Raw genomic sequence first — 25,702 nt, 5'->3', positions numbered from 1 at the left:
CTTTACCCCCGCCTCCCCCCGATGACGACTCCGGCCCGTTACCCGGCCGCGACCCCGGCCCCGGTGCAGCCCCCGGTCACGGTCCCGGTCCCGGTGCAGATCCCGATACCGGCCGCTTACCCGCTTTCGGCACGGAACCCGACCACGATCCCGTTCTTGGCGCCGGCCCTGGTCCCGGCCTCGGTCCCGGCCCTGGTCCCGGTCCCGGCCCTGGCGCCGGTCCCGGCCGCAGCCCCTCCCTCGTTGCCGGTCCCGGCCGTGGACCCGCCCCGGGCGTGAATCTCGCCCCCAGTGCCCGGTCCGGCCCTGGCCCCGGTCCCGGCCGAGAGCCCGCCCCCGGTCCCGGCCGAGAGGCCGCGCCCGGCGCGCATCTCGCCCCCGGTGCCGAACCCGGTCACGATCCCGGTTCCCAGGGCCCCGGCCCGAGTACCGGTGAAGGTCGGCGCAGCGCGCATCCGCGTCTGGCTCTCGACGCCGCGCTCGACGACATCGAACTCGTGGCCGCCCGTGCCGCGCTCGCCGAGGGGCGCTGGCAGGCCGCCCGCTCGCTGCTGGTCCGGACGGGTGACGACTGGGAGCGCCGGGGCCATCGCGTCGCCGTGCTCGCCCGGCATCCCCGCAGCGCCGCCCGGGCCCGCGACTGGCTGAACGCCGAACCCGGCTCCGCCGACGCCTCGGTGCTGCTCGCCCTGGCCCTGGTCAGGCGTGCCATACGCGGCCGGGAGCGGCAGGACCGGGTACGCGACGCCTGCCACACCGCCGCCGGGCTCGCGCCCGCCGATCCCACCCCCTGGCTCGGCCTGCTCATGCTGGAGCGGTCCCGTGGCGGCGAGGCGGACACGACCGCCGCCTTCGAGGAGGTGCGCAAGCGCTGCCCCGAGCACCATCACGCCCACCATCTGATGGTCGCCCGGCTCGCCGAGCGCCGCGCCGACGCGGGCCCCGACCCGCAGCACGCGGTCTACGAGTTCGCCGAGACGGCCGCCCGGCGGGCCCCCGCCGACTCCCCGCTGGCCGTGCTGCCGGTGGTCGCGCGCGCCGAGCGCTACCGGGTGCTGGCCGCCACCGGGGCCGAGCCCGCCGACCCGGCCGCCTCGGACCACTGGACCGGCCCCCGGGCCGGGCAGGTGGCGCGGGCCGCCTTCGAGTGGTGGCTGGAGTGGGAGCACGAGAGCCACCCGCGCTGCCTGGTCGACCTCAACTTCCTCGCCCACGCCAAGCACCACGCGGGCCGTGCCGCCGAGGCGGCCGCCCTGTTCCAGCGGATCGGCGCGTACGCCACCCCCGCGCCCTGGACGTACCCGGACCGCGACCCGCGCGCGGCCTTCCGGGCCGCCCGCGACCGCGCGTTCGGCACCGGGTGAGGCCCCGCCGTCCATGAGGGCAGGGTGAGAACTGGTTACGGAAATCTGACGGGTCCGGAGAATCCTGGCCCCGCCGGGGTCGCGGGTGTTCGAATGAAGGGGTGACTTCCGAACCACCCGAACGACCCGAACCACCCGGGGAACGCGGTGCGCCGGTGGGCCGCCGGATCTTCCTGGGCACCCTGGGCCTGGGCGCCCTCGGCGTGCTAGCGGCGCCCACCCTGCAACGCGGCCTGGAGGCCTTCCTCGGCAGCGCGGCCGACAAGGACCCCACGGGCCTGACCGGCCTGCTCCCCAACGGCGGCGGATTCCGCTACTACTCCGTCGCCGCGTCCGTCCCGCACAAGAACGCCACCGACTACCGCCTCACCGTCGACGGCCTGGTCGACCACCCGGCCAGTTACACCCTCGCCGACCTGCGCGCCCTGCCTCAGACCCGGATGGTCAAGGACGTCCAGTGCGTCACCGGCTGGCGGGTCCCCGGGACGCCCTTCGAGGGCGTACGGCTGTCCCGGCTGCTGGACGCGGCCGGGGTGCGCGCGAAGGCCGGGGCCGTGCGCTTCAGCTGTTTCGACGGCACGTACACCGAGAGCCTCACCCTCGACCAGGCCCGCCGCGCCGACGTCCTGGTGGCGCTGCGCATGCAGGACAAGGACCTGGAGCACGCGCACGGCGGCCCGGTGCGCCTGTATGTCGCGCCGATGTACTTCTACAAGTCGGCCAAGTGGCTCTCCGGCATCACCGTCACCGAGGACGTCCACCCCGGCTACTGGGAGGACCGCGGCTACGACGTCGACGCCTGGGTGGGCCGTTCGAACGGACGCGACGATGCCCCTACGAGCTGACCCGGCCGTCGCCGCCGACCGCCGGCACCGCTTCACCCGCGCCGAGCGGTGGACGCACCGCGCCACCGCGGTGCTGATGGGCGTCTGCGTGGTGACGGCGTCCTTCCTGTACGTCCCCGAGTTCGCCGAGCTGGTCGGCCGCCGCGAGCTGGTGGTACGGGTCCACGAGTGGGCCGGGCTCGCCCTGCCGGTGCCCGTCCTGGCCGGGCTGGCCTCCCGGGCCTTCCGCGCGGACCTGGGCCGGCTGAACCGGTTCGGAGCGCACGACCGGATCTGGCTGCGCGCGGCGCTGGTCCGGGACCGGCGCCGCGCGTCCCGTCCGGCGGACAAGTTCAACGCCGGCCAGAAGATCTTCGCGGCCTGGATCGCCGGGGCGGTGCTGGTGATGCTGGGCACGGGCCTGCTGATGTGGTTCACCCACCTCGCGCCGTTGGTCTGGCGCACCGGTGCGACCTTCGTGCACGACTGGCTCGCCCTCACCGTCGGTGTCGTGCTGGCCGGCCACATCGGCATGGCCCTGGGCGATCCGGAGGCCCGCCGGGGCATGCGCACGGGGTCGGTGAGCCCGGAGTGGGCGGAGCGGGAACATCCGCTGTGGCGGCCCTGAGGACAGGGCGCGCCGCGGGTATGTGACGCGGCGGGCCCGCCCGCTCCCCGGCCGGCCGGCGCTGACGCCGGTGCCGGGGGAGCGGGCGGGCCGTGGACGCCGTACCGCGGGGTTTCCGGGGCGTCCCTAGATCACCAGGGACAGCAGCAGCACCAGACCGCCGCCGACCACGGAGATGATCGTCTCCATGACGGACCAGGTCTTGACCGTCTGGCCGACGCTCAGCCCGAAGTACTCCTTCACCAGCCAGAAGCCGGCGTCGTTGACATGGCTGAAGAAGAGCGAGCCCGTGCCGATGGCGAGGACCAGCAGCGCCGTGTGGGTGGTGGACATGTCGGCGGCCAGCGGGGCGACCAGTCCGGCCGCGGAGATGGTCGCGACGGTCGCCGAACCGGTGGCCAGCCGGATCGCCACCGCGATCAGCCAGGCCAGCAGCAGCGCCGGGATCGACCAGTCCTTGGAGATGTCCAGGATCATCTGGCCCACCCCGCAGTCGATCAGGGTCTGCTTGAAGCCGCCGCCCGCGCCGACGATCAGCAGGATGCCCGCGATCGGCGCCAGGGACTTCTCGACGGTCGTCGACAGCCGGTCCTTGGTGAAGCCCGCGGCCCGGCCCAGCGTGAACATGCCCACGATGACGGCCGTGAGCAGCGCGATCAGCGGCGAGCCGATGACGTCGAAGACCCGCTGCACCTGGTGCGTGGGGTCGTCGACGACGATGTCGACCAGTGCCTTGGACAGCATCAGCACGACCGGCAGCAGCACGGTGGCCAGGGTGGCGCCGAAGCTCGGGCGGCGCTCCAGCTCCTCCGAGGCGCGCGGCGGGAGCATCCGCTCCGGGGCCGGGACGTCCACCCAGCGGGCGGCGACCTTGGAGAACAGCGGACCGGCGATGATCACCGTCGGGATCGCGACGACTATGCCCAGGGCCAGGGTGACGCCCAGGTTGGCCTTGACCGCGTCGATGGCGACCAGCGGGCCGGGGTGCGGCGGGATGAGTCCGTGCATCACCGACAGGCCGGCCAGCGCGGGGATGCCGATCCGCATCACGGAGTAGTTGCCGCGCTTGGCGACCATCAGCACCACCGGGATCAGCAGCACGATGCCGACCTCGAAGAACAGCGGCAGACCGATCACCGAGGCGATCAGCACCATCGCCCACGGCATGGCCCGGCCGCCCGCCTTGGCGAGGATCGTGTCGACGATCTGGTCGGCGCCGCCGGAGTCGGCCAGCAGCCTGCCCAGGATCGCCCCGAGCGCGATCAGGACGCCCACTCCGGCCACGGTCGCGCCGAGTCCGGTGGTGAAGCTGAGGATGGCCTTGTCCAGCGGCGCTCCGGCGAACGCCCCCAGCGCGAGCGACCCGATGGTCAGCGCCAGGAAGGCGTGGAGCTTGTACTTGGTGATGAGCAGGACGATGACGGCGATGCCCGCCAGCACGGCGAGGCCCAGCCGGGCGTGGCCGGCCGAGGTGATCGGCTCGACGGCGTCCGCTGCCAGCATCTCGACGCTGAGTCTGGTCACGGGGGTTCCTTGTGAAGGGAGGGACGGGGAGGGAAGCGGGGTTATGCGTGCGGTGACGACTGCGTGGGGGACTGCGAGGTCCGGCCGAGGGCGTCCAGCGCGGCCGCGGCGCGCGCGGTGATGTCCTCGGGGTCGCCGGCCACGTCCACGGTGACTCCCGCCTCGTCCGCCTGGAGCGGCTGGAGCGTGGCGAACTGGGAGTCCAGCAGTGCCGTGGGCATGAAGTGACCCTGCCGGTGCGACATCCGGTCCTCGATGAGGGCGCGGTCGCCCGCGAGGTGCACGAAGACGAGGCCGGGCGCCGAGGCCCGCAGCCGGTCGCGGTAGGACCGCTTCAGCGCCGAGCAGCTGACCACCCCGCCGAGACCGGCCCGTTCGTGGGCCCAGCCGCCGATGGCGTCCAGCCACGGCCACCGGTCCTCGTCGGTGAGCGGGATGCCGGCCGACATCCTGGCGATGTTGGCCTGCGGGTGGAAGTCGTCGCCCTCGGCGTACGGAACGCCGAGACGCGCCGCCAGCAGGGGGCCGATGGTGGTCTTGCCGGTACCGGCGACCCCCATGACCACGACGACCTGCGGGGTATTCATGACTGCCTCACTGTCTTCGTCGACACCTGGTGTCGACCACACTGAAACCGATTAGGTACGACAAATTCAAGAGTCTGTGACATATAAGTCTGACTTTTTGGCTCTGTGATCCACCCCGTACGCTGAGTGCATGACCACTTCGGACCGGGGGCTGCACGGCCGCGTACTGGAATCCCTCGGCCCCGCGATCACCGCGGGCGAGTACCCGCCGGGCAGCGTTCTGCGCACCGATGAGCTCGCGCAGCGCTTCGAGGTGTCACGGTCGGTGATGCGCGAGGCGGTCCGGGTGCTGGAGTCCATGCATCTGGTCGAGTCCCGCCGCCGGGTGGGCGTGACCGTGCTGCCCATGGCGGCCTGGAACGTCTACGACCCGCAGGTCATCCGCTGGCGTCTGGCGGGCGCCGACCGGCCGCGCCAACTGCGCTCGCTCACCGTGCTGCGCTCGGCGGTCGAGCCGATCGCGGCGGGCCTGGCGGCGCGGAACGCCACGGCCGAGCAGTGCGCCGAACTCACCGAGTGCGCGCTGGGCATGGTGGCCAACTCGCGCGGCCACCGGCTGGAGGGCTACCTCGTCCACGACATCGCCTTCCACCGGGTGATCCTGACCGCGTCCGGCAACGAGATGTTCGCCCGGCTCGGGGACGTCGTCGCCGAGGTCCTGGCCGGCCGCACCCATCACGAGGTCATGTTCGAGGACCCCGACCCGGCCGCCGTCACCCTGCACGTCCGGGTCGCCGAGGCGGTCCGCGAGGGCGACGCGGTCCGCGCGCAGGAACTGACCCGGCAGATCGCGGAGGGCGCCCTCCAGGAACTCGACATCCTGGCGCCCTGAACCCACCCGAACGGCCCCTGCCGGACGGTCCGTCCGGTCCGGGAATCCCCGTCGGTCCGGGAACCCCCGTCGGTCCAGGAAGTCCCGTCAGTCCAGGAAGTCCCCGTCCACGTAGACCCACGCCCCGTCGACCCGCTCGAACCGGCTGCGCTCGTGCAGCGAGCCGCCCCGGTAGGAGGCCCGGAAGGTCACGGTCCCGGTGGCGTGGAAGCCCGTACCGCCGCCGGTCTCCAGGATCTCCAGCCCGTTCCACCGCATCCCCGGGTCGAGCTCGACCCGCTCCGGCCGCGTCCGCGGATGCCAGGTCCGCAGCAGATAGGGCACGTCGAGCCGCACGAAGGCGCAGTAGCGCGAGCGCATCAGCGCCTCCGCGGTGGGAGCCGCGGCCTCACCCCGGTGGAACCGGCCGCAGCACTCCTCGTACGGCTGCGCCGTGCCGCAGGGACAGGAGGGCCCGGAGGCCGGGCCGGTGGCGCTCGGGCGCCGCGGGTGCGAGGTGCGTCGGGACATGACGTCCATTCTGCTGCACCCCGGGCCGGCCTGCCCCGACCAGGCCCACCGCGCCCCCGCGGACCGCGCCGGACGGAGCCGGCGCCCTGCTACGGATTGGGCGGTGCCAGCGGCATCGGAGGCATGGACTGCGTGGGCAGCGGCGGCAGTTCCGTCCCGTACACCCAGGCGTCCAGGACCTCGTCCAGCGGCTCCGACGCGAAGCGCGCCGCGTGCGCGGCGAACGTCGCCGTCGTCACCGCCCCGCCCCGGTGCAGCAGGGTCCAGCCGCGCAGCATCCGGAAGAACGCGTCGTCGCCCAGCGCACACCGCACCGCGTGCACGGCGAGCCCGCCGCGCTCGTAGAGCCGGTCGTCGAACATCGACTTGCGCCCCGGATCGGCCAGCCGCAGATCCTGCGGCAGCGACGACACCAACCGGTGTGCCGCCGCCGCGAGTTGCTGCGCGCTGCGACCGCCCGAGCGCTCCGACCACAGCCACTCCGCGTACTTCGCGAAGCCCTCGTTCAGCCAGATGTGCCGCCAGTCGGCGATGGACACGCTGTTGCCGAACCACTGGTGCGCCAGCTCGTGCGCCACCAGCCGCTCCGAACCCCGCGCCCCGTCCACGTGGTTGGCCCCGAACAGCGACAACCCCTGCGCCTCGACCGGCACATCGAGTTCCTCCTCCGTCACGACGACCGCGTACTCGTCGAACGGATACGGCCCGAACAGCCGCTGGAACAAGTCCATCATCATCGGCTGGCGCGCGAAGTCCCGGGAGAACGCGGGCAGCAGATGCGCCGGGATGTGCCCGTGCTGCGGCACACCGCCGAACCCCGGGTCGCCCAGCAGGACCGTCTGGTACTTGCCGATCGCCAGCCCGACCAGATAGCTGGAGGTCGGCGCGGACTGCTCGTAGACCCAGGTGGTGGTCGACGCCTTCGTGGTGCGGGTGAGCAGCCGCCCGCCCGCGACCACCGCGTACGCGGACGGCGTGGTCACGGAGATCTGGTACGAGGCCTTGTCGGCGGGGCGGTCGTTGCACGGGTACCAGGACGGCGCCCCGACCGGCTGACTGGCCACCAGCGCCCCGTCCGTCAGCTCCTCCCAGCCCAGCCCGCCCCACGGGCTGGCCACCGGCTTGGGGTTGCCGGACCAGTGCACCTCCACCGTGAAGGCGGCGCCGGGCCGGACCGGCTTGGCGGGACGGATGCGCAGCCGGTCGCCCCGGTGGGTGTAGTGCGGCTGCCGCCCGTCCACCCGCACCCGGCCGATCCTGAAGTCGGCCAGGTTCAGCTGGAACTCCGGCAACGCCGCCCGCCCGGCTATGGCGTTGATCCGGGCCGTGCCCGCCAGCCGGTTCGGCCCGGGACGGTAGTCCAGGGCGAGCTCGTAGCGGTGCACCCGGTAGCGGGGGTCGCCGTTGGCCGGGAAGTACGGGTCCGGGCCCACTGACTGCTGTACTGCCACTGCCGTGTCCGCTCCCTGCGCTGTGCTGTCCGCCGTGCCGGTGCTGCACCGCCCACCGGGTCCGAACGGCCGGCGCTCAGGTACGCCAGGCCTCGATCGGGTTGCCCAGCCAGCGGGTGTCGTCCGGAACGGACTCCGCGGCCATGACGAGCGACGCGGGACCCAGGGTGGTGCGGGCCCCGATCGTGCTGCCGGGCAGCACGATCCCGCCAGGGCCCAGGGTGGCGCCTTGACGGAGGACAACCGTACCCGTCCGCAAGATCCGATCGTGAAAAAGGTGGGTCTGGAGCACACAGCCACGGTTCACGGTGGCCGCGTCCTCCAAGGTCACCAGGTCGGTCTCGGGCAGCCAGTAGCTCTCCACCCAGACCCCGCGGCCGATGCGCGCGCCAAGACCGCGCAGCCACGCCGTCGTCACCGGCGTGCCCGGTACGGCGCCTACCAGCCAAGGTACGGCAACGACCTCGACGAACGTGTCCGCCAGCTCGTTGCGCCAGACGAACCCGCTCCACAGCGGATGCTCCCCGCTGCGGTGCCTGCCCACGAGCAGCCACTTGGCGGCCAGCGACACCACCGCCGCGACCGCTCCCGTGGCCAGCAGCACCAGTCCCGACAACGGCGCGGCCCAAGGGCCGAGCGCGCACAGCGCCGCCACCGTGCCCACGGCCAGCGCCGCGGAACAGAACACCGGCACCAGCCGGCACAGCTCCACCAGACCGCGCGCCCACAGCAGCCGGGCCGGCGGGTCGTAGGTGCGGTCCTGGTCGAACTCGGCCGCCGAGCGCGGCAGCTTCACCGGCGGCAGCCCCAGGTACGAACTGCCCTTCTTCGCCTTCTTCGGGGTCGCCGACAGCACGCCGACCAGACCGCCGTCCGGCACCGACCGGCCCGGCGCGGTCATCCCCGAGTTGCCGAGGAAGGCCCGCCGCCCGATCTCCGCACGCCCGATCCGCACCCAGCCGCCACCGAGCTCGTACGGTGCCGTCAGCGTGTCGTCGGCGAGGAACGCGCCGTCCCCGACCGTGGTCAGACTGGGCAGCGCCAGCACCGTGGACACCTCGGCGCCCCGGCCGACGCGCATCCCCAGCAGCCGCAGCCACACCGGCGTGGCCAGCCCGGCGTAGAGCGGGAAGAGGGTCTCGCGGGAGCGGTCCATCAGCTGGGTGACGGTCCAGGCCTGCCAGCCGACCCTGCTGTGCGTGGGATGCGTGCCCTCGCGCAGACCGAGGCTCAGCAGCCGTACGGCGGCCAGGAGCAGCAGCGCGTACGCCAGACCGTAGGCGAGCGTGGCCGGGACCAGCGCGAGCGCGGCGCCCCGCAGGGCCGCGCCGAGGCCCGCGCCGGGCTCGACGAACTGCCGCACGACCAGCAGCGCGGCGCCCGCCGACACCACCGGCAGCAGGGTGAGCCCGGCGCCCGACACCCCGTACATCGCCCGCCAGAAACGCCCCCGCGGCGGACGGTCCTTGGGCCAGCTGCGCTTGGCCTTGCCGAGCTTGACCGCGGGCGCGCCCGCCCAGCGCTGGCCGGTCGGCACCTGCCCGGCCACGGCGGAACCGGGGGCGACCTCGGCCCGCTTGCCCACCCGGGCCCCGGGGAACAGGATGCTGCGCGTGCCGACCACGGCGTGCGCGCCCACCTTGACGGGGCCGATCTCCAGCCGGTCGCCGTCCAGCCAGTACCCCGACAGGTCGACCTCGGACTCCACGGCCGCGCCCCGGCCCAGCTTGAGCAGACCGGTCACCGGCGGCAGCGAGTGCAGGTCGACGTCCGGGCCGATCCTGGCGCCCAGCGCCCGGGCGTAGCGCTCCAGCCAGGAACCGGTCAGCGAGGTCGCCCCGATGTACTCGGCCAGCCGCTCGGCGGTCCACAGCCGCAGATGGACGCTGCCGCCACGCGGATGACGGCCGGGCTTCACACCCCGCAGCAGCAGCCGGGCCCCGCCCGCGGCGAGCGCGAGCCGGCCCGGCGGACTGAAGAACAGCACGGCGCCAGCCGCCACCAGCCACCACGGCGCGGTCGGCAGCCAGGCGTAGCCGGTCAGCACGTTGCCGAGCGCGGCCAGCACCACCGTCCAGCGCAGCCCGAGCAGGGTGAACAGCGGAACCAGCAGGAGCAGCTGGACCAGCCGGGCGCGCAGCGGCACCGGGGCGACCGTCCGGCTCTCGCCGGCCTGCTGCGCGGAGGCCTCCAGCCGCTGGGCCAGCTTGCGCAGGGTCGGCCGCTGGTAGATGTCGAGGACGGCGGCGTCCGGGTAGCGCTCGCGCAGCCGGGTGGTGAGCTGGGCGGCGGCGAGGCTGCTGCCGCCGATCGCGAAGAAGTCGTCGCCCGACCCGGTCACCGGGATGCCGAGCACGGCCGTCCACTGCTCGGCGAGCCAGGCCTCGGTGCCGTGCAGCCGCTCGGCCGCGCCCGCGGTCTCCAGACCCTCCAGGGGCCAGGGCAGCGCGTTGCGGTCCACCTTGCCCGAGGTGCGCGTCGGCAGGTCGGCGACCGGGGCGAGCAGCGGCACCAGCGCGGCCGGGAGCTCGGCGCGCAGCCGCTCGACGGCCGCCGCCTGGTCCCAGCCGTCCTGGGTGACGACATAGCCGACCAGCAGTTGGTTGCCGCTGCGGGCGGTGCGCACGGCGGCGGCCGCGCCCGCGACCCCGGGCAGGGCCTGGAGGGCCGCGTCGACCTCGCCGAGCTCGATCCGGCGCCCGCCGAGCTTGATCTGCTCGTCGGCCCGCCCCAGGAACACCAGTCCCTGCGGGTCGGCCCGCACCAGGTCGCCGCTGCGGTACGCCCGCTCCCAGCCCAGCGACGGCAGCGGCGCGTACTTCTCCGCGTCCTTGTCGGCGTCGAGGTACCGGGCCAGCCCGATCCCGCCGATCACCAGCTGCCCGCTGCCGCCCATCGGCACCGGCTCACCGGTCTCGTCGACCACGGCCAGCTCCCAGCCGCGCAGCGGCAGCCCGATGCGCACCGGCTCCTCGGGGGAGCCGGACATCAGGGCCGCGCAGGCCACCACGGTCGCCTCGGTCGGCCCGTAGGTGTTCCAGACCTCGCGGCCCTCCGTCACCAGCCGCTGCACCAGCTCGGGCGGACAGGCCTCCCCGCCGAAGATCAGCAGCCGTACGTCGTTGAGGGTCTCCGGCTCCCACAGCGCGGCCAGCGTCGGCACCGTGGAGACGACAGTGATCTCCTGCTCGACCAGCCAGGGGCCGAGGTCGGCGCCGCTGCGGACCTGGGAGCGCGGGACCGGTACCAGACAGGCGCCGTACCGCCAGGCCAGCCACATCTCCTCGCAGGAGGCGTCGAACGCGACCGACAGACCCGCCATGACCCGGTCACCGGGCCCGATCGGCTCGTCGGTGAGGAAGAGAGCGGCCTCCGCGTCCACGAAGGCGGCGGCGCTGCGGTGGCTGACGGCGACACCCTTGGGCTTGCCGGTGGAGCCGGAGGTGAAGATGATCCACGCGTCGTGCCCGGTGCCGGGACGGGCCGCCGGGGTGCGGGCACCGTCGTTTGGGGTGAGCTCGTGCCCGGCGCCGACGACCGCCCGCACTCTCGCCTCGCCGAAGACCAGCTCGGCCCGCTCGTCCGGGTCCTCGAAGTCCACCGGGACATAGGCGGCGCCGGCCGCGAGGACGGCGAGGATCGCGACGTACAGGTCGTTGGTGCCGGAGGGCACCCGGACACCGACGCGGTCGCCGAGGCCGACACCGGCGTCGGCGAGCCGGCGGCGCAGCCGCTCCACCTCCCCGGCGAGCGCCCGGTAGGTCAGGCGGGTCGTGCCGTCGTCCAGGGCGAGCTCGTCCGGGTGGGAGCGCACGCTGGCGTCGAAGACGTCGACGAGGGTGCGCGCACCGGCGGCCGGCCCCCCGGTGAAGCGTGCCCCGTCAGGCGCGCGGATCTCGTCGTCGAGCAGGCCGAGAGCACCGCTCTCGTGTATGGCTGCCATCGGGTCCTCGCGTCTCGAATCCCGGAAGGCTCCGGGGCGCCGACGGGCCCGCAGGTATGCCTGGGGTTGTCCAGCTCGGCACCGTAACAAGCCGGAAATGCTAGTACGACGCTAGGAACGCGGGCCTGCTCCAGCCACCGGGGAGGGCCGAACGGGGGGCGACCGAGAGGGTACGCAGAGTTCTGAGACCCTCTCTGAGCTGGCGTTTTGCTGCGGCAAGGAGAGATGCCCCACACAACTGCCCGTCAGGGCCCGCCCGGCGGTGCGAGGGGCGCCCGAACTCGGCCGGAATCACACTCATGTCCCCTGTGTCTCCTTGTTCACCTGCTCGTCCAGCCGCTGCCTCGCCTCGTCCCAGGTGACCGGGAGCTGGTCCCGCTCGGTGCTCCAGAACACGAACGCAGAGCCCCTCATCCCCGGACCCAGTCGGCGCACGTGCCTCGCGTGCGGGTCGGTGCGGTCGAAGGTGTTCAGGGCCTCCTGGTCCCGCCACGCCGACAGCGTCCAGAACGTCCGCTTCAGCGGCTCCGCCCGCAGCGAGGTGCCGATCAGACCCGGGGAGCGCCTGACCTGCCGGAGGACGACGAGCGACAGCAGGAGGAACCTGGGCACCGACCACAGCGACCGCAGCTCCAGCCGGGAGGCCATGACCAGGGGCGGGCCCGTGGCGCCCGCGGGAGCCGCCGCGCTCCGGTCGGCGCCGGGCAGCCAGGGAAGGGTGGGCATCGGGACTCTCCTCCGCTCGTCGGTGACGGCACGGACCACCGTCGCGGCGGGGCGGCCCGCCACCCCATAAGAGTCCACGCGGCCCGACTTCGGGACACCCCCGCAGGGGCGAATTCCGGACCATGGAGTGGACGCGTGACGGCGTTGCCGCGCAGGGCCGTCGACGCCGGTGGAGCCGGAAACGACGAATCCCCCCGGCCGCTGAGCGGCCAGGGGGATTCGGCTGGTGTCCGAGGGGGGACTTGAACCCCCACGCCCGATAAAGGGCACTAGCACCTCAAGCTAGCGCGTCTGCCATTCCGCCACCCGGACAAGGTGTCTGTCGTGCGGGGTTCTCCCCGCGGCGACGTCGTAAACATTACCAGGCTTTCGGGGGTGGCCGATCACAGGTGGTCCGGCGGCGGCGCTCCCGGCGTGAACGGCGTGTGACGGACCGGGACCGGCCTTGGGTCCCGGTCCCGGGAGGGGGAGGATGAGGGCAACCACCAGCAGTGTCAGCGGGAGGAAGCAGCGTGAGCCAGACGGACACGGCCAAGGGTGTCACCGGCGAGGACGAGGTCGTCGACCTCTGCCGCGAGCTGATCCGGATCGACACCAGCAACTACGGCGACCACTCGGGCCCGGGTGAGCGCAAGGCGGCCGAGTACGTCGCCGAGAAGCTCGCGGAGGTCGGTCTCGAACCGCGGATCTTCGAGTCGCACCCGGGACGCGCCTCCACCGTGGCCCGCATCGAGGGCGAGGACCCCACGCGGCCCGCACTGCTCATCCACGGCCACACCGACGTCGTGCCGGCCAACGCGGCCGACTGGACCCACCACCCCTTCTCCGGCGAGGTCGCGGACGGGTGCGTCTGGGGCCGCGGAGCCGTCGACATGAAGGACATGGACGCGATGACCCTCGCGGTCGTGCGGGACCGGCTGCGCAGCGGGCGCCGACCGCCCCGCGACATCGTCCTGGCGTTCCTCGCCGACGAGGAGGCGGGCGGCACGTACGGCGCCAAGTACCTGGTCGACCGTCACCCCGACCTCTTCGACGGCGTCACCGAGGCGATCAGCGAGGTGGGCGGGTTCTCGTTCACCGTCAGCGAGCAGCGGCGCCTCTATCTCATCCAGACGGCCGAGAAGGGCATGCACTGGATGAAGCTGACCGTGGCCGGCACGGCCGGGCACGGCTCGATGATCCACCGGGACAACGCGATCACCGAGCTGTCCGAGGCCGTCGCCCGGCTCGGCCGGCACAAGTTCCCGGTGCGGGTCACCAAGACCACCCGGGCCTTCCTCGACGAGCTCGGGGACGCGCTCGGCACCGAGCTCGACCCGGAGGACATGGAGGGCACCCTCGCCCGGCTCGGCGGCATCGCCAAGCTCATCGGCGCGACCCTGAGCAACACCGCCAACCCCACCCAGCTGAACGCCGGCTACAAGGTCAACGTGATCCCGGGCGAGGCGACCGCGCACGTCGACGGGCGTTTCCTGCCCGGCTTCGAGGAGGAGTTCCTCGCCGACCTCGACCGGATCCTCGGACCGAACGTCCGGCGCACGGACGTGCACTCCGACAAGGCGGTCGAGACCACCTTCGACGGGGCGCTCGTGGACGCCATGCAGTCCGCGCTGCTGGCCGAGGATCCGGCCGCCAAGGCGATCCCGTACATGCTCTCCGGGGGCACGGACGCCAAGTCCTTCGACGACCTGGGCATCCGGGGCTTCGGCTTCGCGCCGCTGAAGCTGCCGCCGGAGCTGGATTTCGCGGGCATGTTCCACGGCGTCGACGAGCGGGTCCCCGTGGACGGTCTGAAGTTCGGCGTGCGCGTGCTCGACCGTTTCATCGACGCGTCCTGAACACGCCGCCGGGACAGCGCAGCGGAATTCGCCAACGCGTGCGGTGAGCACTGAGAAGAGTGAATGGTCTCATTAGCTCGTAGCTTCGTCGGAGCCTCCTCGTTACTGGTGATGTGATCCGTGGTTTTGGATCGCATTGCCAACAAGGAGGAATAATGATCAAGAAGGTCGTCGCTGCTGCGGCTGCCACCGGTGGGCTGGTTCTCGCGGGCGCGGGCCTGGCCGTGGCCGACTCCGGCGCTCAGGGTGCGGCTGCGCACTCCCCGGGCGTCCTGTCCGGCAACGTCCTCGAGGTGCCCGTTCACGTGCCGGTGGCCGTCTGCGGCGACACGATCTCGGTGATCGGTCTGCTGAACCCCACCTTCGGCAACACCTGCGTCAACGACTGACGTCGCCTTTCTGAGGGTCGTCCATGCCGTCGGTCCCGGAGCTCGCGCCATGCGCTCCGGGGCCGCTCGGCCTTTCCAGGCAACGTCAAAGGGTAAAGGCAGGGATTCAGCATGCGAGAGGTCACGCGTAAAGGCCTCATGACCGTGATGGCGGCGACCGGAGCCATCGCGGCCGCCAGTGGTTATGCCCACGCCGACTCGGGAGCGAGCGGCGCGAGCACGAATTCTCCGGGCGTTCTGTCCGGCAATACGATCCAGGCACCGATCGACATTCCGGTGAACGTATGCGGGAACACGGTCGACGTGATCGGGCTCCTCAATCCGGCCATGGGCAACAAATGCGCCAACGAGGGCGGGGGCACCTTCCGCTCCGGCGGGCATGACCACGGCGGCTACGGCGGCCACGACGACGACGGCCGGGGCGGTTACGGCGGCCACGACGACGACAGCCGAGGCGGTTACGGCGGCCACGGCGGTGGCTACGGCGACTCGGGCGGCCACGGTGGCTACGGCGACTCCGGTGGCTACGGCGACTCCGGTGGTCGCGGCGGCCATGGCGGTCAAGGTGGCTACGGCGGGCACGACAGCGGCTACGGCGGGAACGGCGGTGGCTACGGCGGGCATGACAGCGGCTACGGCGATCGTGACGGCCACCGCGGCCACGGGGGCGCGTACGCCGGCGGTCACACCGGCGGTTCGCCCGGCGTGGGCTCCGGAAACGACGTCCAGGTGCCGATCGGCGTGCCGGTGAACGCCTGCGGCAACGGCGTGGACGTCATCGGTGTGCTGAACCCCGTCTTCGGCAACGACTGCGCCGGCGGCTACGGCGAGGACGACCACTCCACGCCCCCGCGCGACACGGGTCGTACGACGCCGCCCCGGACGCCGGAGCAGCCGGGCAAGCCGGTGCAACCGACCACCCCGACCTCCGGGTCCGACACCCACGTCAACGAGCAGGGCACCCGGTCGGTGACCCCGGTCGCCGAGACGGCACAGCTCGCGCACACCGGCTCCGAGCTGCCGATGGGACTCGTCCTGCCGGTCGGCGCGGGCGCGCTGCTGGCCGGTGCCGTCCTCTACCGCAAGGCACGTGCCTGGGCGTGACGACCCAGGGCGAAAGCCCGGCGGCCGATGGCCGACCCAACGGAGCGGGCCCCGCCTCAGGCGGGGCCCGCTCCGATTTTCCGCCGCCTCAGCTCACCAGGTGGCGCGCACCTGACGGATGATCCGCCGGCGCAACCGCACCCTGCGGCTGCCGTCGCGCAACAGACTCAGGCGGTCCAACTCCCAGTTTCCGTACTCGGCATGGTCCGTCAGCAGACGGGTCGCGTCCTTGCGGGAGACCCCGCGCGGTACGTACACGTCGACAAATTCGTATTCCGGCATCGCATCTATTGTGCGGGCTGGGGCCCGGTACGGATAGCGTCTGCACTATGTCTGATGCTGCGCAGCCCACCGCTGCCGAGGTACGAGCCGCCGCCGAGGCGGTCAAGACCGCGCTCGACCGCCACCTGGCCGCGGTCGAACGCAGGTCGGGGGAGGACGACCCGGCCGTCTACGAGGCGTTCAACGAGCTGGCCGCGGCCGCCGAGGTCTACGACGAACTGCTCTACGACCGCTACGACGAGGTCACGCCTTTCGAGATCCCCGGTGCGGACGACTCACTGCCGCCGTACACGGGCCCCGCGGAGCCGAACGCGATCAGTGTGCTGATCCGCCGCGACTACGCGGTTGCGGAGCCCCAGCGGCTGCTGGCGCAGGCCCAGCGGGTCGAGGCGGCGGAGTACGAGGACGCCGCGGGCACGGGCGAGGACGCCGCGGGCACCGTCCACGGGGCGCTCGGCATTCTGTTCGGCGAGTTCGAGCCGGACGAGATCGCATCCCGGCACAAGGAGTTCGGGCTGGAGGAGGGCGACTCCACGCTCTGGGTGACGGCCGCGGACGATCAGGCCGACCCCGGAGAGTGGCTGGAGGCCCCGTTCGAGCAGGCGGACCCGGAGCGGGTGGTCTGCCGCTTCGACGTCAGCGCGGTCTTCGACGACGACATCGACCTCGGGGACGAGGCGGAGGACGAGGACGTCACCGACGACGATCCCGACGCGGATCTGCCCGAGGACGAGGACGAGGACGACGGCGAAGACGACGAGGGCGAAGACGAAGACGAAGACGACGAGGACCTGGAGCGGCTGGAGGCCGACCGCTAGGACCGGTCGTCGCATCGCCGCCGCCCGCCCGGCAGCGGCCGTGCGGGCGCCTGTCGTCACGGCGGCGGTCGGGAGGCATCACCTCCCGACCGCCGCCGTCCGTCGTCTCCGCTCCGCAGGGGCCCCGGGTGCGGGTCAGTGCGCCGTGGGTACCTGGGCGCGCAGCAGGGTGGGCAGCCGTGTCGTGCGGGGCTTGGCCGGTACCTCCGCGACCGCCCTCGGCAGCGCCTGCTCCACGCCGTGGACCACCGACAGATGGCGCTCGGCCCGGCCGAACGCCGTGTAGATCCAGGGCCGGCTGAGGGCCTGCGCGGCATCGCCGGGCAGCACCACGACCGCCGCGGGCCACCGGCTGCCCACCGCCTGGTGCGCGGTCAGCGCCCACCCGTGCCGCACGGACCGCTCCACCAGGTCCTTCGGTACGACGACGGGCTCGCCCGCGCACTCCAGGTGCAGCCCGTCCGCGTCGGCCTTCACCACCAGGCCCGGCAGCGCACGCCCCGGTACGGGGGAGTGGACGACCCGGTCACCGGGGTCGAAGCCGCCGAACCGCCCGGGGCCGGGGTTGAGCCGCTCCTTGAGCGCGGCGTTGAGGGCCCGGGTGCCGGCCGCGCCGCCGTGCCCGGGAGTGATCACCACCGTCTGCTCGGAGGGGACGCCGAAGGCGCGCGGCACCGAGTCGGCGACCAGCTGCACGGTCCGGTGCACGGCCTCGCCCGCGTCCCGCACCGGCACGATCACGATCTCCTTGCCGGGCGCGTCCACCTGGTTCAGCTCACCGATGCCGATGCCCGAGACCAGCTCGCCGATCGGACCCGGGTCCGGTGTGCGCGAGGCGATCTGGGGACAGACGCGGGCGGCGAGCAGATCGGCGAAGACCCGGCCGGGGCCGGCCGACCACAGCACCGCCGGATCACCGCTCAGCACCAGCCGGGCCCCGTCGGGCAGCGACTCCACCACCATCGCGGCGCTCTCCACATCGAGCTGCGGCGCGTCCGGCAGGACCAGGAGATCGAGCTCCAGGGCGCCTTCCGGGTCCCGCCCGGGACCCTCGGCGCCGGAGAGCAGCCCGGCGACGGTGACGACGTCGGTGCCCGCGTCGGCGACGGCTGCGGAACCGTCCTCGGCCGTCGTGAGCGTGGCGGCGAGCCGATCGCGGCCGTCGGCCGTGTGGCAGGCCGCGACGGCACGCAGGCCCAGGGCGCGGGCGGCGCCGAACAGGGCCGCCGGTTCGGCGCGGGCCGCCTCGCCGCCCGTGTGCAGCACCAGCCCGTGTCCGGCGACGGCGCGGATCAGCTCGGCGGCGCTGCCGGACACCGTGGCCGCGGCCGCCTCCCACTCCGCGGCGGATTCCTTGGGCAGTGCGTTGATCACGCGGGCCAGACCGTCGGCGAGGCTCTCCTCGGCGAGCGCGTACCGCTCCAGGCCGACGAGGACCCGGACCGGGCGGGGCTGGGCCTCCTCGCCGTCCTGCGCCGCGTCGTCCCGGCGCCCGGCCGCGGGCTCCTCCAGCGCGTCCTGGAAGACGAGCGCCTCGCCCTCCGCGAGCGCGCTCTGCACGGCCGCCTCGTCATCGGGCACACCCCGCTGGGCCAGCGCCGCGGTGAGGGCGGGCAGCTCCAGGGCGGTGTGCCCGGCCACGGCCGCCTGCTCCAGCAGCCAGCCGACGACCGCGCGGCCCCGCCGTTCGTCGTCCGGGCGGCAGTCCGCGCCGAGCAGCGCCCGCGCGAACCCGTCGGCCTGCTCGGGCCGCACGCCCGCGACCCGCAGCAGCTGCCAGGGATCGGCGCGCAGCTCGTCCGGCGCGCCCTCGCCGAGCGCCGCGCCGACCTGGGGCGCCAGCGCCTCGGGCGCGCCGCCCTCGGCCAGCACCCGCCGTACGGCCTCGACGGTCTCGGGTGCGGGGCCGGCCGCCGGTCCCGCGCCGGTGACGGCCACCGGCTCCGGGCGCCTTACGGGTTCCGCGGCGGCGCGGCGCGGGGTGGGCTCGGGTCCGTCGAACGCGGCGGCGGGCTTCGCACCGCTCTCCACCGCCCGCACGGCGGCCAGCAGGTCCGCGGCCGTCCCGCTCAGCTTGCCGCCGCTGGAGATGGGCCCCTGCTTCTCGGCCTTCCGCCGCTCGATCCGCTCCCGTTCCAGCCGTTGCGCCGCGATCTCGGCCTCGGCCTCCGACCGCTGCGCGGGGGCCTCCCCCTCGCCCTCCGCGCCCGAGCCCTCCGCGTCCGAGCCGCCCACACCCGTCACGGCGTCGCCGTCACCGCCGTCACCGTCGGCCGCGGTCGCCGAGGCGTCGCCGCCGGTCTCCTCCGCGCCGTCGCCCCGGCCCTGCTCGGTGCCCGCCGACGGCTCGCCGGCGTCCTGGGTCTCGGGGTCTGCGGTGGTCGGTGCCCCGGCGTCCCTGGTGGTCTCCGGCTCCGTGCTCACAGCGTGCTCCAGTCGTGATCGGGATAGCGGTGCACGGGCGCCGACACGTCGTCGAGGGCCCGGCAGATCTCGTCAGGAAGAGTAAGGGCCTCCACTGACAGTGCCGCCGTGAGCTGCTGCGCGTTGCGTGCGCCGATGATGGGGGCGGTCACCCCGGGCCGGTCGCGGACCCAGGCGAGGGCGATCTGTAGCGGGGTCACGGCGAGCCCGTCCGCCGCGGTCGTCACGGCGTCGACGATGCGGCTCGCGGTGTCGTCGAGGTAGGGCTCTACGAAGGGCGCCAGGTGTTCCGAGGCACCGCGCGAGTCCGCGGGAGTGGAGTGGCGGTACTTGCCGGTGAGGACTCCGCGGCCGAGCGGCGAGGACGGCAGCAGCCCTATACCGAGGTCCATGGCGGCGGGCAGCACCTCGCGCTCCACGCCTCGCTGGAGCAGCGAGTACTCCAGCTGCGTGCTCGCCAGCCGGGTCCGGGTGCCGGGCGCCGCGAGCTGCCAGGTCCCCGCCTTGGCGAGCTGCCAGCCGCAGAAGTTGGAGACGCCCGCGTAGCGCGCCCGGCCGCTGCCGACGGCCAGGTCGAGCGCCTGGAGCGTCTCCTCCAGCGGGGTGTGCGGGTCGTAGGCGTGGATGTGCCAGACGTCGACGTAGTCCGTGCCGAGCCGGGCCAGTGAGGCGTCGAGGGCGGCGAGCAGATGGCCGCGTGAGCCGTCGAACCGGCGGTCGGGGTCGGGCACGCTGCCCGCCTTGGTCGAGATGACCAGGTCACGGCGCGGGACCAGGCCCTCCATCAGCCGCCCGAGCAGGTACTCGGCCTCTCCGTCGCCGTACACGTCCGCGGTGTCGACGAGACTGCCGCCGACCTCCCAGAACGTCTTCAAGAGGTCCGCGGCGTCATGCTCGTCGGTGTCCCTGCCCCAGGTGAGGGTGCCCAGTCCGATGCGGGACACGCGCAGGCCGGTGCGGCCGAGATGCCTCTGCTCCATGAACGCCGAGATTACTGGCCAGGGGTGGTGCGTGGGTTGCCTGTGGATAACCGATTTCGTGGGGACGGAGCAGTTTGGCCGCCACCCGGCCCCACCCGACTGCCTCGTCGCCGGGCCCCGCGCTAAGGTCTGCGCACAAGGGACGTTACTGAGCGGTAAGGGGATCTGGCATGCAGCTCGGGATCAACCTCGGCTACTGGGGCGCCGGGATGGACGCGGACAATCTCGCCGTGGCGCAGGAGGCCGACCGGCTCGGCTATGCCGTGTGCTGGGCCGCCGAGGCCTACGGCTCCGACGCGGCCACCGTGCTCACCTGGGTCGCCGCCCAGACCGAGCGCATCGACGTGGGCTCGGCGATCTTCCAGATCCCGGCCCGTCAGCCCGCGATGACCGCGATGACCGCGGCGACGCTCGACTCGCTGTCGGGCGGACGCTTCCGTCTCGGCCTCGGCGTGTCCGGCCCGCAGGTCTCCGAGGGCTGGTACGGCGTCAAGTTCGACAAGCCGCTGGCCCGCACCCGCGAGTACGTCGAGATCGTGCGCAAGGCGATGACCCGGGAGCGGCTGTCGTACGAGGGCGAGCACTGGACGCTGCCGCTGCCCGGCGGCCCGGGCAAGCCCATCAAGCTGACCGTGCACCCGGAGCGCGAGCACATCCCGCTGTACATCGCGGCGATCGGTCCGAAGAACCTCGAACAGACCGGTGAGATCGCGGACGGCGCCCTGCTGATCTTCCCCTCGGCCGACCACATCGAGGACACCGCGATCACGTACCTGCGCGCCGGGCGCGAGAAGGCCGGCAAGACCCTCGACGGGTTCGACGTCTGCCCGACCCTCCCGCTGGCCGTCGGCGACGACAAGGACGTGGAGCGGCTCGCCGACACCTTCCGCCCCTACACCGCCCTCTACGTCGGCGGCATGGGCAGCCGGAAGCAGAACTTCTACAACCAGCTCGCCCAGCGCATGGGCTACGAACAGGCCGCCGCCGAGATCCAGGACAAGTACCTGTCCGGCGACAAGCAGGGCGCCGCGGCCGCCGTACCGCACGACCTGATCGACCGGACCACGCTGCTCGGCTCGGTGGAGCGGATCGCGGACCGGATGAAGGCCTACGCGGCGGCCGGCGTCACCACGTTGACCCTCGCCCCGGCCGGCTTCACCCTCGACGAGCGGCTGGCCTCGCTGCGGGCCGGCACCGAGGCCATGGAGCGCGCCGGGCTCGCCTGAGCCCTGTCCGACGGCGCCCGTGCGGCGCCGGAAGTTACCACGGCCGTGGTGGGGGCTCGGGGGTCTTCCCCGCCACGGCCGTCACAGGGAACAACGCGCCGGCCGCCCGCGCGGTTACGCCTTTGCAGTGACCGCCGTGTTCCTTCTTTCGGCCGAGTCCCCCGGCACAGCTGTTGCGCGCCCTGACGCACCGCATTTGACTCGTTCTCTGCGGAATCTTGCTGAACCCTGCTGAATTCTCCGGAATTGTTCGGAGTCGGGCAGAGAGGTGCGTGCCATGCTGTCGGCCAAGAGTCTGTTCCAGGAGATCCTCGACGACGACGAGTCCTACCGGCTCTTCTGCTCCATCGCGGCCGGCGGAGAGGCCCAGGGCGGCTGGGAGAACGCACGGATCGCCGCGCTCGTCCCGGACAGCGAACGGCACATGGCCCCCAAGATCACCCGTCATGGCGCCGACGAGGACAAACACGGGCGGATCTTCAACGCCCTGATCCGCAGACGAGGTCTCGAACCCGTCCCCGTACCGCCCGAGACCGACTACACCATGCTCCTGGAGCGGCACGGCGTCGGCCTCGCCCACTCCAGGCTCAGGAGCGACGAGCCCCTGACCGTGGGCGACATCGTCGTCTACCTCGCCCACAGCCGGGTCACCGAGCAGCGCGCGTCCGAACAGATGGAACTGCTGCTCAGGCACTTCGCCGACCACCCCGACATCGGCCACGCGGTGAAGATGATCTCCAACGACGAGGACAACCACCTCGCCTACTGCCACGAGGAACTGCTGCGCTACGCCCGGGCCGGCCACGGCCCCGCCATCCAGCGCACCCTGCGCGAGTGCGCGCTCGCCGAGATCCGCGTCTACCGGGACGTCAGCCTCGCCGTCATGACCCACATGGGGCGCATCCTGCGCTGGCCGGCCGCCAGGTCGACCGCGCTGGCGGCCGGCATCCACGGCGTCTACGCCTGGGAGCGCTTCGCCGGCTGGCGGCGGATGGTCTCCCTGGAGATGCCCCTGCGGCGCGACGCGCTCGCTACAGCCAGCCCCGCCGCTTGAACGTCCGGTACAGCAGCACCTCCAGAACGGCCATCGCCCCGATCACCACCGGATACGACCACAGCCAGTGCAGCTCCGGCATGTGGTCGAAGTTCATCCCGTAGATCCCCGCGAGCATCGTCGGCACCGCCGCCATGGCGGCCCACGCCGAGATCTTCCGCATGTCGTCGTTCTGCCGCACGCCCGTCTGCGCCAGATGCGCCGACAGGACGTCCGAGACCAGCCGGTCCAGACCCTCCACCGACTCGTTCACACGCGTGAGGTGATCGTTGACGTCACGGAAGAAGGGCCGCGACTCCTCGTGCACGAACGGCACCGACGAACCGGACTGACCGGTGCCCGAGAGCCGGCCCAGCGGCGGCGCCAGCGGCCCGGTCGCACGCCGGAACTCCAGGATCTGCCGTTTGAAGGTGTAGATACGGGACGCGGTGTGCCGCGAACCGCCCCCGCCGGGCGAGAACACCTCCGCCTCCAGCTCCTCCAGGTCCGTCTGGAGCTCGGCCGCCACCTCCAGATAGTGGTCGACGGTCGCGTCCGCGATCGCGTACAGCACCACCGTGGGGCCCTTGCGCAGCAGCTCCGGCTCCTGCTCCAGCCGATGCCGCACACCCGTCAGGGACGAGCCCTCGCCGTGCCGCACGGTCACCACGAAGGCGTCACCGAGGAAGACCATGACCTCGCCGCTGGAGACGGCATCGCTCTCCAGCTCGTACACGACCGGCTTCAGCACCATGAACAGCGAGTCGTCGTACACCTCCAGCTTGGGCCGCTGGTGCGCCTTCAGGGCGTCCTCGACCGCCAGCGGGTGCAGCCCGAACTCCCGGGTGACCAGCCCGAACTCCTCCTCGGTCGGCCGGTGCAGGCCGATCCAGACGAATCCGCCCGCGGCGCGCGCCTCGCCCAGCGCGTCGGACAGATCCATGGGGCGCTCGTTGCGGTGCCCGTCACGGTAGACGGCACAGTCCACGATCACGGTGCGCAATCTCCTCTCCGTCGGCCCTCTGCCCACCCTCCGGTGCGCCTACGCTGGTCCGCATGCCCACGCTGATCCTCGTCCGGCACGGACGTTCCACCGCCAACACCGAGGGCCTGCTCGCCGGCTGGACCCCCGGCGTCGCTCTCGACGAGCGCGGCGCCGCGCAGGCCGCCGCACTGCCGAAGCGCCTCGCCGGCATCCCGGTCTCCGAGGTCGTCACCAGCCCGTTGCAGCGCTGCCAGGAGACCCTGCGACCGCTGCTCGACGCCCGTCCGGAACTGACCGCGCACACCGACGAGCGGATCGGCGAGTGCCACTACGGCGACTGGTCCGGGCGCAAGCTCGCCGAACTGAAGGACGAACCCCTGATGGAGGTCGTCCAGAACCACCCGTCCGGCGCCGTCTTCCCCGGCGGCGAGTCCATGCGCGCCATGCAGACCCGGGCCGCCGAGGCGGTACGCGAGTGGAACGCGCGCGTGGAGCGCGACCACGGCGCCCAGGCCGTCTACCTCATGTGCTCGCACGGCGACATCATCAAGTCGCTCGTGGCGGACGCACTCGGACTTCATCTGGACCTGTTCCAAAGGATCTCCGTAGAACCCTGTTCCCTCACCGTGATCCGCTACACCAGGCTGCGGCCCTATCTCGTGCGCCTCGGGGACACCGGCGACCTCGCCTCCCTCGTACCGCACGAGGAACCGGCCGAGGGCGAAGCCCCGGTCGGCGGCGGCGCGGGCGCACCGTGATCGTCGACCGCAGTAGGGTGAAGCGGTTCACGCAGTCACGTGCACGCATGGACGTTCACGCACTCACGATTCCAATGGAGACAGGACGTGTCCCGTCAGGTGTACCTGTACGACCCGCCGGAGCGCTTCGTGGCCGGCACGGTCGGTCTGCCCGGGCGCCGTACGTTCTTCCTCCAGGCCACCGCCGGATCCCGGGTGACCAGCGTGGCCCTGGAGAAGACCCAGGTCGCGGCACTCGCCGAGCGCATGGACGAACTGCTCGACGAGGTCGTACGCCGTAGCGGCGGCAGCGCTGCCGTACCCGCCATGGCACCCACCGAGGTCTCCGACACCGCCCCCCTCGACACGCCGGTCGAGGAGGAGTTCCGGGTCGGCACCATGGCGCTGGCCTGGGACGGCGAGGAACAGCGCATGATCGTCGAGGCGCAGGCCCTGGTGGAACTCGACGCCGAGTCAGACGAGGACCTCGCCGAGGCCGAGGAACGGCTCCTCCAGGACGAGGAGAACGGGCCCCCGATGCTGCGGGTCCGGCTGACCGGCGCCCAGGCGCGGGCCTTCGCCAAACGCGCCCTCGACGTCGTCAACGCCGGCCGGCCGCCCTGCCCGCTGTGCAGCCTGCCGCTCGACCCGGAAGGACACGTATGTCCGCGCCAGAACGGATACCGCCGCGGGGCGTGAGAACCGAGGTGACGCCCGCCGAGCTGCTCGCGCGCGGCGAGCTGACCGTGCGCGGACGCATTCGCGACGCGTCCAACGCGGCGCTGTACTGCACGGTGACGTACGACGGCCGGGAAGCGGCCTGCGTCTACAAGCCCGTCGCCGGGGAGCGGCCGCTGTGGGACTTCCCCGACGGCACGCTCGCCGAGCGCGAGGTGGCGGCCTACGAGGTCTCCGAGGCGACCGGCTGGGGTCTCGTACCGGCCACCGTGCTGCGCGAGGGACCGTACGGCGAGGGGATGTGCCAGCTGTGGATCGAGGCGCTCCCGGACGCGGAACTGCTCGCCCTGGTGGACGACGAGGAGCCCGCCCCCGGCTGGAAGGCGATCGGCTTCGCCGAGGTCGGTGAGGGCAGGACCGCGCTGCTGGTGCACGCCGACGACGAACGGCTGCGCCGCCTCGCCGTCCTGGACGCGGTGATCAACAACGCGGACCGCAAGGGCGGCCATCTGCTGCCCACGGCGGACGAACGCCTCTACGGCATCGACCACGGGGTCACCTTCAACGTCGAGAACAAGCTGCGGACGCTGCTGTGGGGCTGGGCGGGGGAACCGCTGACCGGGGAGGCCGTGGAGGTGCTCAAGGGGCTCAGAGGGGCCCTGGAGCCGGACGGCGCGCTCGCGGTCCGGCTCGCCGAACTGCTCACCGCCGCCGAGGTCGACGCCACCCGGGCGCGGGTCGACACGCTGCTGAGGTCCGGGACCCATCCGGAGCCGAGCGGCGAGTGGCCGGCGATTCCCTGGCCCCCGGTCTGACCCC

At 72.9% G+C, this 25,702-nt stretch carries 23 protein-coding genes, 1 tRNA gene and 1 pseudogene; 14 read left to right on the top strand and 11 right to left on the bottom strand.

The genetic code is table 11. From position 1 onward, the window contains the following. From FNH09_RS48925 to FNH09_RS27910, 4 genes and pseudogenes are all read left to right on the top strand, one after another. A pseudogene (locus FNH09_RS48925) lies at nucleotides 1-279 on the top strand (hypothetical protein); the annotation flags it as partial. 182 nt (nucleotides 280-461) lie between these two features. Continuing rightward, a complete protein-coding gene (locus tag FNH09_RS27920; RefSeq protein WP_152892680.1) occupies nucleotides 462-1,364 on the top strand; it encodes a hypothetical protein in 903 nt (300 codons plus the stop codon). A gap of 101 nt (nucleotides 1,365-1,465) precedes the next feature. Continuing rightward, nucleotides 1,466-2,209: a molybdopterin-dependent oxidoreductase gene (locus FNH09_RS27915; protein ID WP_162469209.1), complete on the top strand. Its 744-nt coding sequence runs from the start codon at nucleotides 1,466-1,468 to the stop codon at nucleotides 2,207-2,209. Continuing rightward, nucleotides 2,193-2,816: a cytochrome b/b6 domain-containing protein gene (locus tag FNH09_RS27910; RefSeq protein WP_152892675.1), complete on the top strand. Its 624-nt coding sequence runs from the start codon at nucleotides 2,193-2,195 to the stop codon at nucleotides 2,814-2,816. Before FNH09_RS27915 ends, FNH09_RS27910 begins: the two co-directional genes overlap by 17 nt. 126 nt (nucleotides 2,817-2,942) lie before the next feature. Here the strand turns inward: FNH09_RS27910 and FNH09_RS27905 are convergent, their stop codons facing one another. Next, entirely contained in the window at nucleotides 2,943-4,340 is a 1,398-nt protein-coding gene (locus FNH09_RS27905; protein WP_162469208.1) for a GntT/GntP/DsdX family permease, read from the bottom strand. Between the two features lie 41 nt (nucleotides 4,341-4,381). Continuing rightward, complete coding sequence (locus FNH09_RS27900) at nucleotides 4,382-4,927, bottom strand: gluconokinase (RefSeq protein ID WP_152892674.1); 546 nt, start codon at nucleotides 4,925-4,927, stop codon at nucleotides 4,382-4,384. A 130-nt stretch (nucleotides 4,928-5,057) separates the two neighbouring features. Here FNH09_RS27900 and FNH09_RS27895 point away from each other — a divergent pair, with 130 nt between their 5' ends. Continuing rightward, nucleotides 5,058-5,759, top strand: a complete 702-nt coding sequence (locus FNH09_RS27895; protein WP_152892673.1) for a FadR/GntR family transcriptional regulator — start codon at nucleotides 5,058-5,060, stop codon at nucleotides 5,757-5,759. Nucleotides 5,760-5,846: 87 nt separating this feature from the next. On the opposite strand, the gene FNH09_RS27885 is transcribed toward FNH09_RS27895, so the two are convergent. From FNH09_RS27885 to FNH09_RS27865, 5 genes are all read right to left on the bottom strand, one after another. Next, a complete protein-coding gene (locus tag FNH09_RS27885) occupies nucleotides 5,847-6,269 on the bottom strand; it encodes a YchJ family protein (protein ID WP_152892671.1) in 423 nt (140 codons plus the stop codon). Nucleotides 6,270-6,358: 89 nt separating this feature from the next. Further along, a complete protein-coding gene (locus FNH09_RS27880) occupies nucleotides 6,359-7,720 on the bottom strand; it encodes a M1 family aminopeptidase (protein ID WP_162469207.1) in 1,362 nt (453 codons plus the stop codon). 76 nt (nucleotides 7,721-7,796) lie between these two features. Beyond that, on the bottom strand, nucleotides 7,797-11,663 hold the full coding sequence (locus FNH09_RS27875) for a Pls/PosA family non-ribosomal peptide synthetase (protein WP_152892670.1): 3,867 nt from the start codon (nucleotides 11,661-11,663) through the stop codon (nucleotides 7,797-7,799). A gap of 297 nt (nucleotides 11,664-11,960) precedes the next feature. After that, complete coding sequence (locus tag FNH09_RS27870) at nucleotides 11,961-12,389, bottom strand: DUF3291 domain-containing protein (protein ID WP_152892669.1); 429 nt, start codon at nucleotides 12,387-12,389, stop codon at nucleotides 11,961-11,963. A gap of 224 nt (nucleotides 12,390-12,613) precedes the next feature. Next, nucleotides 12,614-12,701, bottom strand: a tRNA-Leu gene (locus FNH09_RS27865). 200 nt (nucleotides 12,702-12,901) lie between these two features. Here FNH09_RS27865 and FNH09_RS27860 point away from each other — a divergent pair. From FNH09_RS27860 to FNH09_RS27850, 3 genes are all read left to right on the top strand, one after another. Beyond that, nucleotides 12,902-14,227 (top strand): M20/M25/M40 family metallo-hydrolase, encoded by a 1,326-nt coding sequence (locus tag FNH09_RS27860; RefSeq protein WP_162469206.1) that lies wholly within the window; start codon nucleotides 12,902-12,904, stop codon nucleotides 14,225-14,227. Nucleotides 14,228-14,382: 155 nt separating this feature from the next. Beyond that, a complete protein-coding gene (chpH, locus tag FNH09_RS27855; protein WP_152892668.1) occupies nucleotides 14,383-14,616 on the top strand; it encodes a chaplin ChpH in 234 nt (77 codons plus the stop codon). A 111-nt stretch (nucleotides 14,617-14,727) separates the two neighbouring features. Then, nucleotides 14,728-15,720, top strand: coding sequence for a chaplin (locus tag FNH09_RS27850; RefSeq protein WP_152892667.1), 993 nt, complete (start codon nucleotides 14,728-14,730; stop codon nucleotides 15,718-15,720). Between the two features lie 93 nt (nucleotides 15,721-15,813). Here FNH09_RS27850 and FNH09_RS27845 read toward each other — a convergent pair whose 3' ends face one another. Beyond that, nucleotides 15,814-16,002 (bottom strand): DUF5703 family protein, encoded by a 189-nt coding sequence (locus FNH09_RS27845; RefSeq protein ID WP_152892666.1) that lies wholly within the window; start codon nucleotides 16,000-16,002, stop codon nucleotides 15,814-15,816. A 47-nt stretch (nucleotides 16,003-16,049) separates the two neighbouring features. Here FNH09_RS27845 and FNH09_RS27840 point away from each other — a divergent pair, with 47 nt between their 5' ends. Beyond that, complete coding sequence (locus FNH09_RS27840) at nucleotides 16,050-16,820, top strand: hypothetical protein (RefSeq protein ID WP_152892665.1); 771 nt, start codon at nucleotides 16,050-16,052, stop codon at nucleotides 16,818-16,820. A 135-nt stretch (nucleotides 16,821-16,955) separates the two neighbouring features. Here FNH09_RS27840 and FNH09_RS27835 read toward each other — a convergent pair whose 3' ends face one another. Continuing rightward, nucleotides 16,956-19,244 (bottom strand): helix-hairpin-helix domain-containing protein, encoded by a 2,289-nt coding sequence (locus FNH09_RS27835; protein ID WP_162469205.1) that lies wholly within the window; start codon nucleotides 19,242-19,244, stop codon nucleotides 16,956-16,958. Next, nucleotides 19,241-20,224 (bottom strand): aldo/keto reductase, encoded by a 984-nt coding sequence (locus tag FNH09_RS27830; RefSeq protein WP_152892663.1) that lies wholly within the window; start codon nucleotides 20,222-20,224, stop codon nucleotides 19,241-19,243. Before FNH09_RS27830 ends, FNH09_RS27835 begins: the two co-directional genes overlap by 4 nt. A gap of 170 nt (nucleotides 20,225-20,394) precedes the next feature. On the opposite strand from FNH09_RS27830, the gene FNH09_RS27825 reads away from it, so the two are divergent. Continuing rightward, the gene (locus tag FNH09_RS27825) at nucleotides 20,395-21,450 is read left to right on the top strand and encodes an LLM class F420-dependent oxidoreductase (protein WP_152892662.1); all 1,056 of its coding nucleotides are present in this window, start codon (nucleotides 20,395-20,397) and stop codon (nucleotides 21,448-21,450) included. A 277-nt stretch (nucleotides 21,451-21,727) separates the two neighbouring features. Then, nucleotides 21,728-22,504: a ferritin-like domain-containing protein gene (locus FNH09_RS27820; RefSeq protein WP_152892661.1), complete on the top strand. Its 777-nt coding sequence runs from the start codon at nucleotides 21,728-21,730 to the stop codon at nucleotides 22,502-22,504. On the opposite strand, the gene FNH09_RS27815 is transcribed toward FNH09_RS27820, so the two are convergent. Further along, nucleotides 22,482-23,477 carry a CorA family divalent cation transporter gene (locus FNH09_RS27815; protein ID WP_162469204.1) on the bottom strand — a complete coding sequence of 332 codons (996 nt, stop codon included), beginning with the start codon at nucleotides 23,475-23,477 and terminating at the stop codon, nucleotides 22,482-22,484. The genes FNH09_RS27820 and FNH09_RS27815 overlap by 23 nt on opposite strands. A gap of 62 nt (nucleotides 23,478-23,539) precedes the next feature. Between FNH09_RS27815 and FNH09_RS27810 the strand changes: the two genes are divergently transcribed. The 3 genes from FNH09_RS27810 to FNH09_RS27800 all read left to right on the top strand — a co-directional run bounded on the left by FNH09_RS27810 (nucleotide 23,540) and on the right by FNH09_RS27800 (nucleotide 25,698). After that, nucleotides 23,540-24,226 (top strand): histidine phosphatase family protein, encoded by a 687-nt coding sequence (locus FNH09_RS27810; RefSeq protein WP_152892659.1) that lies wholly within the window; start codon nucleotides 23,540-23,542, stop codon nucleotides 24,224-24,226. A gap of 87 nt (nucleotides 24,227-24,313) precedes the next feature. After that, the gene (locus tag FNH09_RS27805; RefSeq protein ID WP_162469203.1) at nucleotides 24,314-24,904 is read left to right on the top strand and encodes a DUF3090 family protein; all 591 of its coding nucleotides are present in this window, start codon (nucleotides 24,314-24,316) and stop codon (nucleotides 24,902-24,904) included. Next, complete coding sequence (locus FNH09_RS27800; RefSeq protein WP_152892658.1) at nucleotides 24,868-25,698, top strand: SCO1664 family protein; 831 nt, start codon at nucleotides 24,868-24,870, stop codon at nucleotides 25,696-25,698. Before FNH09_RS27805 ends, FNH09_RS27800 begins: the two co-directional genes overlap by 37 nt. Nucleotides 25,699-25,702: the final 4 nt, after the last annotated feature.

Source organism: Streptomyces adustus (assembly GCF_009377175.1).
Lineage (GTDB): Bacteria > Actinomycetota > Actinomycetes > Streptomycetales > Streptomycetaceae > Streptomyces > Streptomyces adustus.
This window is presented reverse-complemented; position numbering and strand designations above follow the sequence as displayed.

What these genes read in the sequence shown, in the direction of transcription:
- FNH09_RS27910 (WP_152892675.1), top strand. Translation starts at nt 2,193, where the DNA reads ATGCCCCTACGAGCTGACCCGGCCGTCGCCGCCGACCGCCGGCACCGC.
- FNH09_RS27900 (WP_152892674.1), bottom strand. Translation starts at nt 4,927, where the DNA reads ATGAATACCCCGCAGGTCGTCGTGGTCATGGGGGTCGCCGGTACCGGC.
- FNH09_RS27895 (WP_152892673.1), top strand. Translation starts at nt 5,058, where the DNA reads ATGACCACTTCGGACCGGGGGCTGCACGGCCGCGTACTGGAATCCCTC.
- FNH09_RS27885 (WP_152892671.1), bottom strand. Translation starts at nt 6,269, where the DNA reads ATGTCCCGACGCACCTCGCACCCGCGGCGCCCGAGCGCCACCGGCCCG.
- FNH09_RS27875 (WP_152892670.1), bottom strand. Translation starts at nt 11,663, where the DNA reads ATGGCAGCCATACACGAGAGCGGTGCTCTCGGCCTGCTCGACGACGAG.
- FNH09_RS27870 (WP_152892669.1), bottom strand. Translation starts at nt 12,389, where the DNA reads ATGCCCACCCTTCCCTGGCTGCCCGGCGCCGACCGGAGCGCGGCGGCT.
- chpH (WP_152892668.1), top strand. Translation starts at nt 14,383, where the DNA reads ATGATCAAGAAGGTCGTCGCTGCTGCGGCTGCCACCGGTGGGCTGGTT.
- FNH09_RS27850 (WP_152892667.1), top strand. Translation starts at nt 14,728, where the DNA reads ATGCGAGAGGTCACGCGTAAAGGCCTCATGACCGTGATGGCGGCGACC.
- FNH09_RS27845 (WP_152892666.1), bottom strand. Translation starts at nt 16,002, where the DNA reads ATGCCGGAATACGAATTTGTCGACGTGTACGTACCGCGCGGGGTCTCC.
- FNH09_RS27840 (WP_152892665.1), top strand. Translation starts at nt 16,050, where the DNA reads ATGTCTGATGCTGCGCAGCCCACCGCTGCCGAGGTACGAGCCGCCGCC.
- FNH09_RS27830 (WP_152892663.1), bottom strand. Translation starts at nt 20,224, where the DNA reads ATGGAGCAGAGGCATCTCGGCCGCACCGGCCTGCGCGTGTCCCGCATC.
- FNH09_RS27825 (WP_152892662.1), top strand. Translation starts at nt 20,395, where the DNA reads ATGCAGCTCGGGATCAACCTCGGCTACTGGGGCGCCGGGATGGACGCG.
- FNH09_RS27820 (WP_152892661.1), top strand. Translation starts at nt 21,728, where the DNA reads ATGCTGTCGGCCAAGAGTCTGTTCCAGGAGATCCTCGACGACGACGAG.
- FNH09_RS27810 (WP_152892659.1), top strand. Translation starts at nt 23,540, where the DNA reads ATGCCCACGCTGATCCTCGTCCGGCACGGACGTTCCACCGCCAACACC.
- FNH09_RS27800 (WP_152892658.1), top strand. Translation starts at nt 24,868, where the DNA reads ATGTCCGCGCCAGAACGGATACCGCCGCGGGGCGTGAGAACCGAGGTG.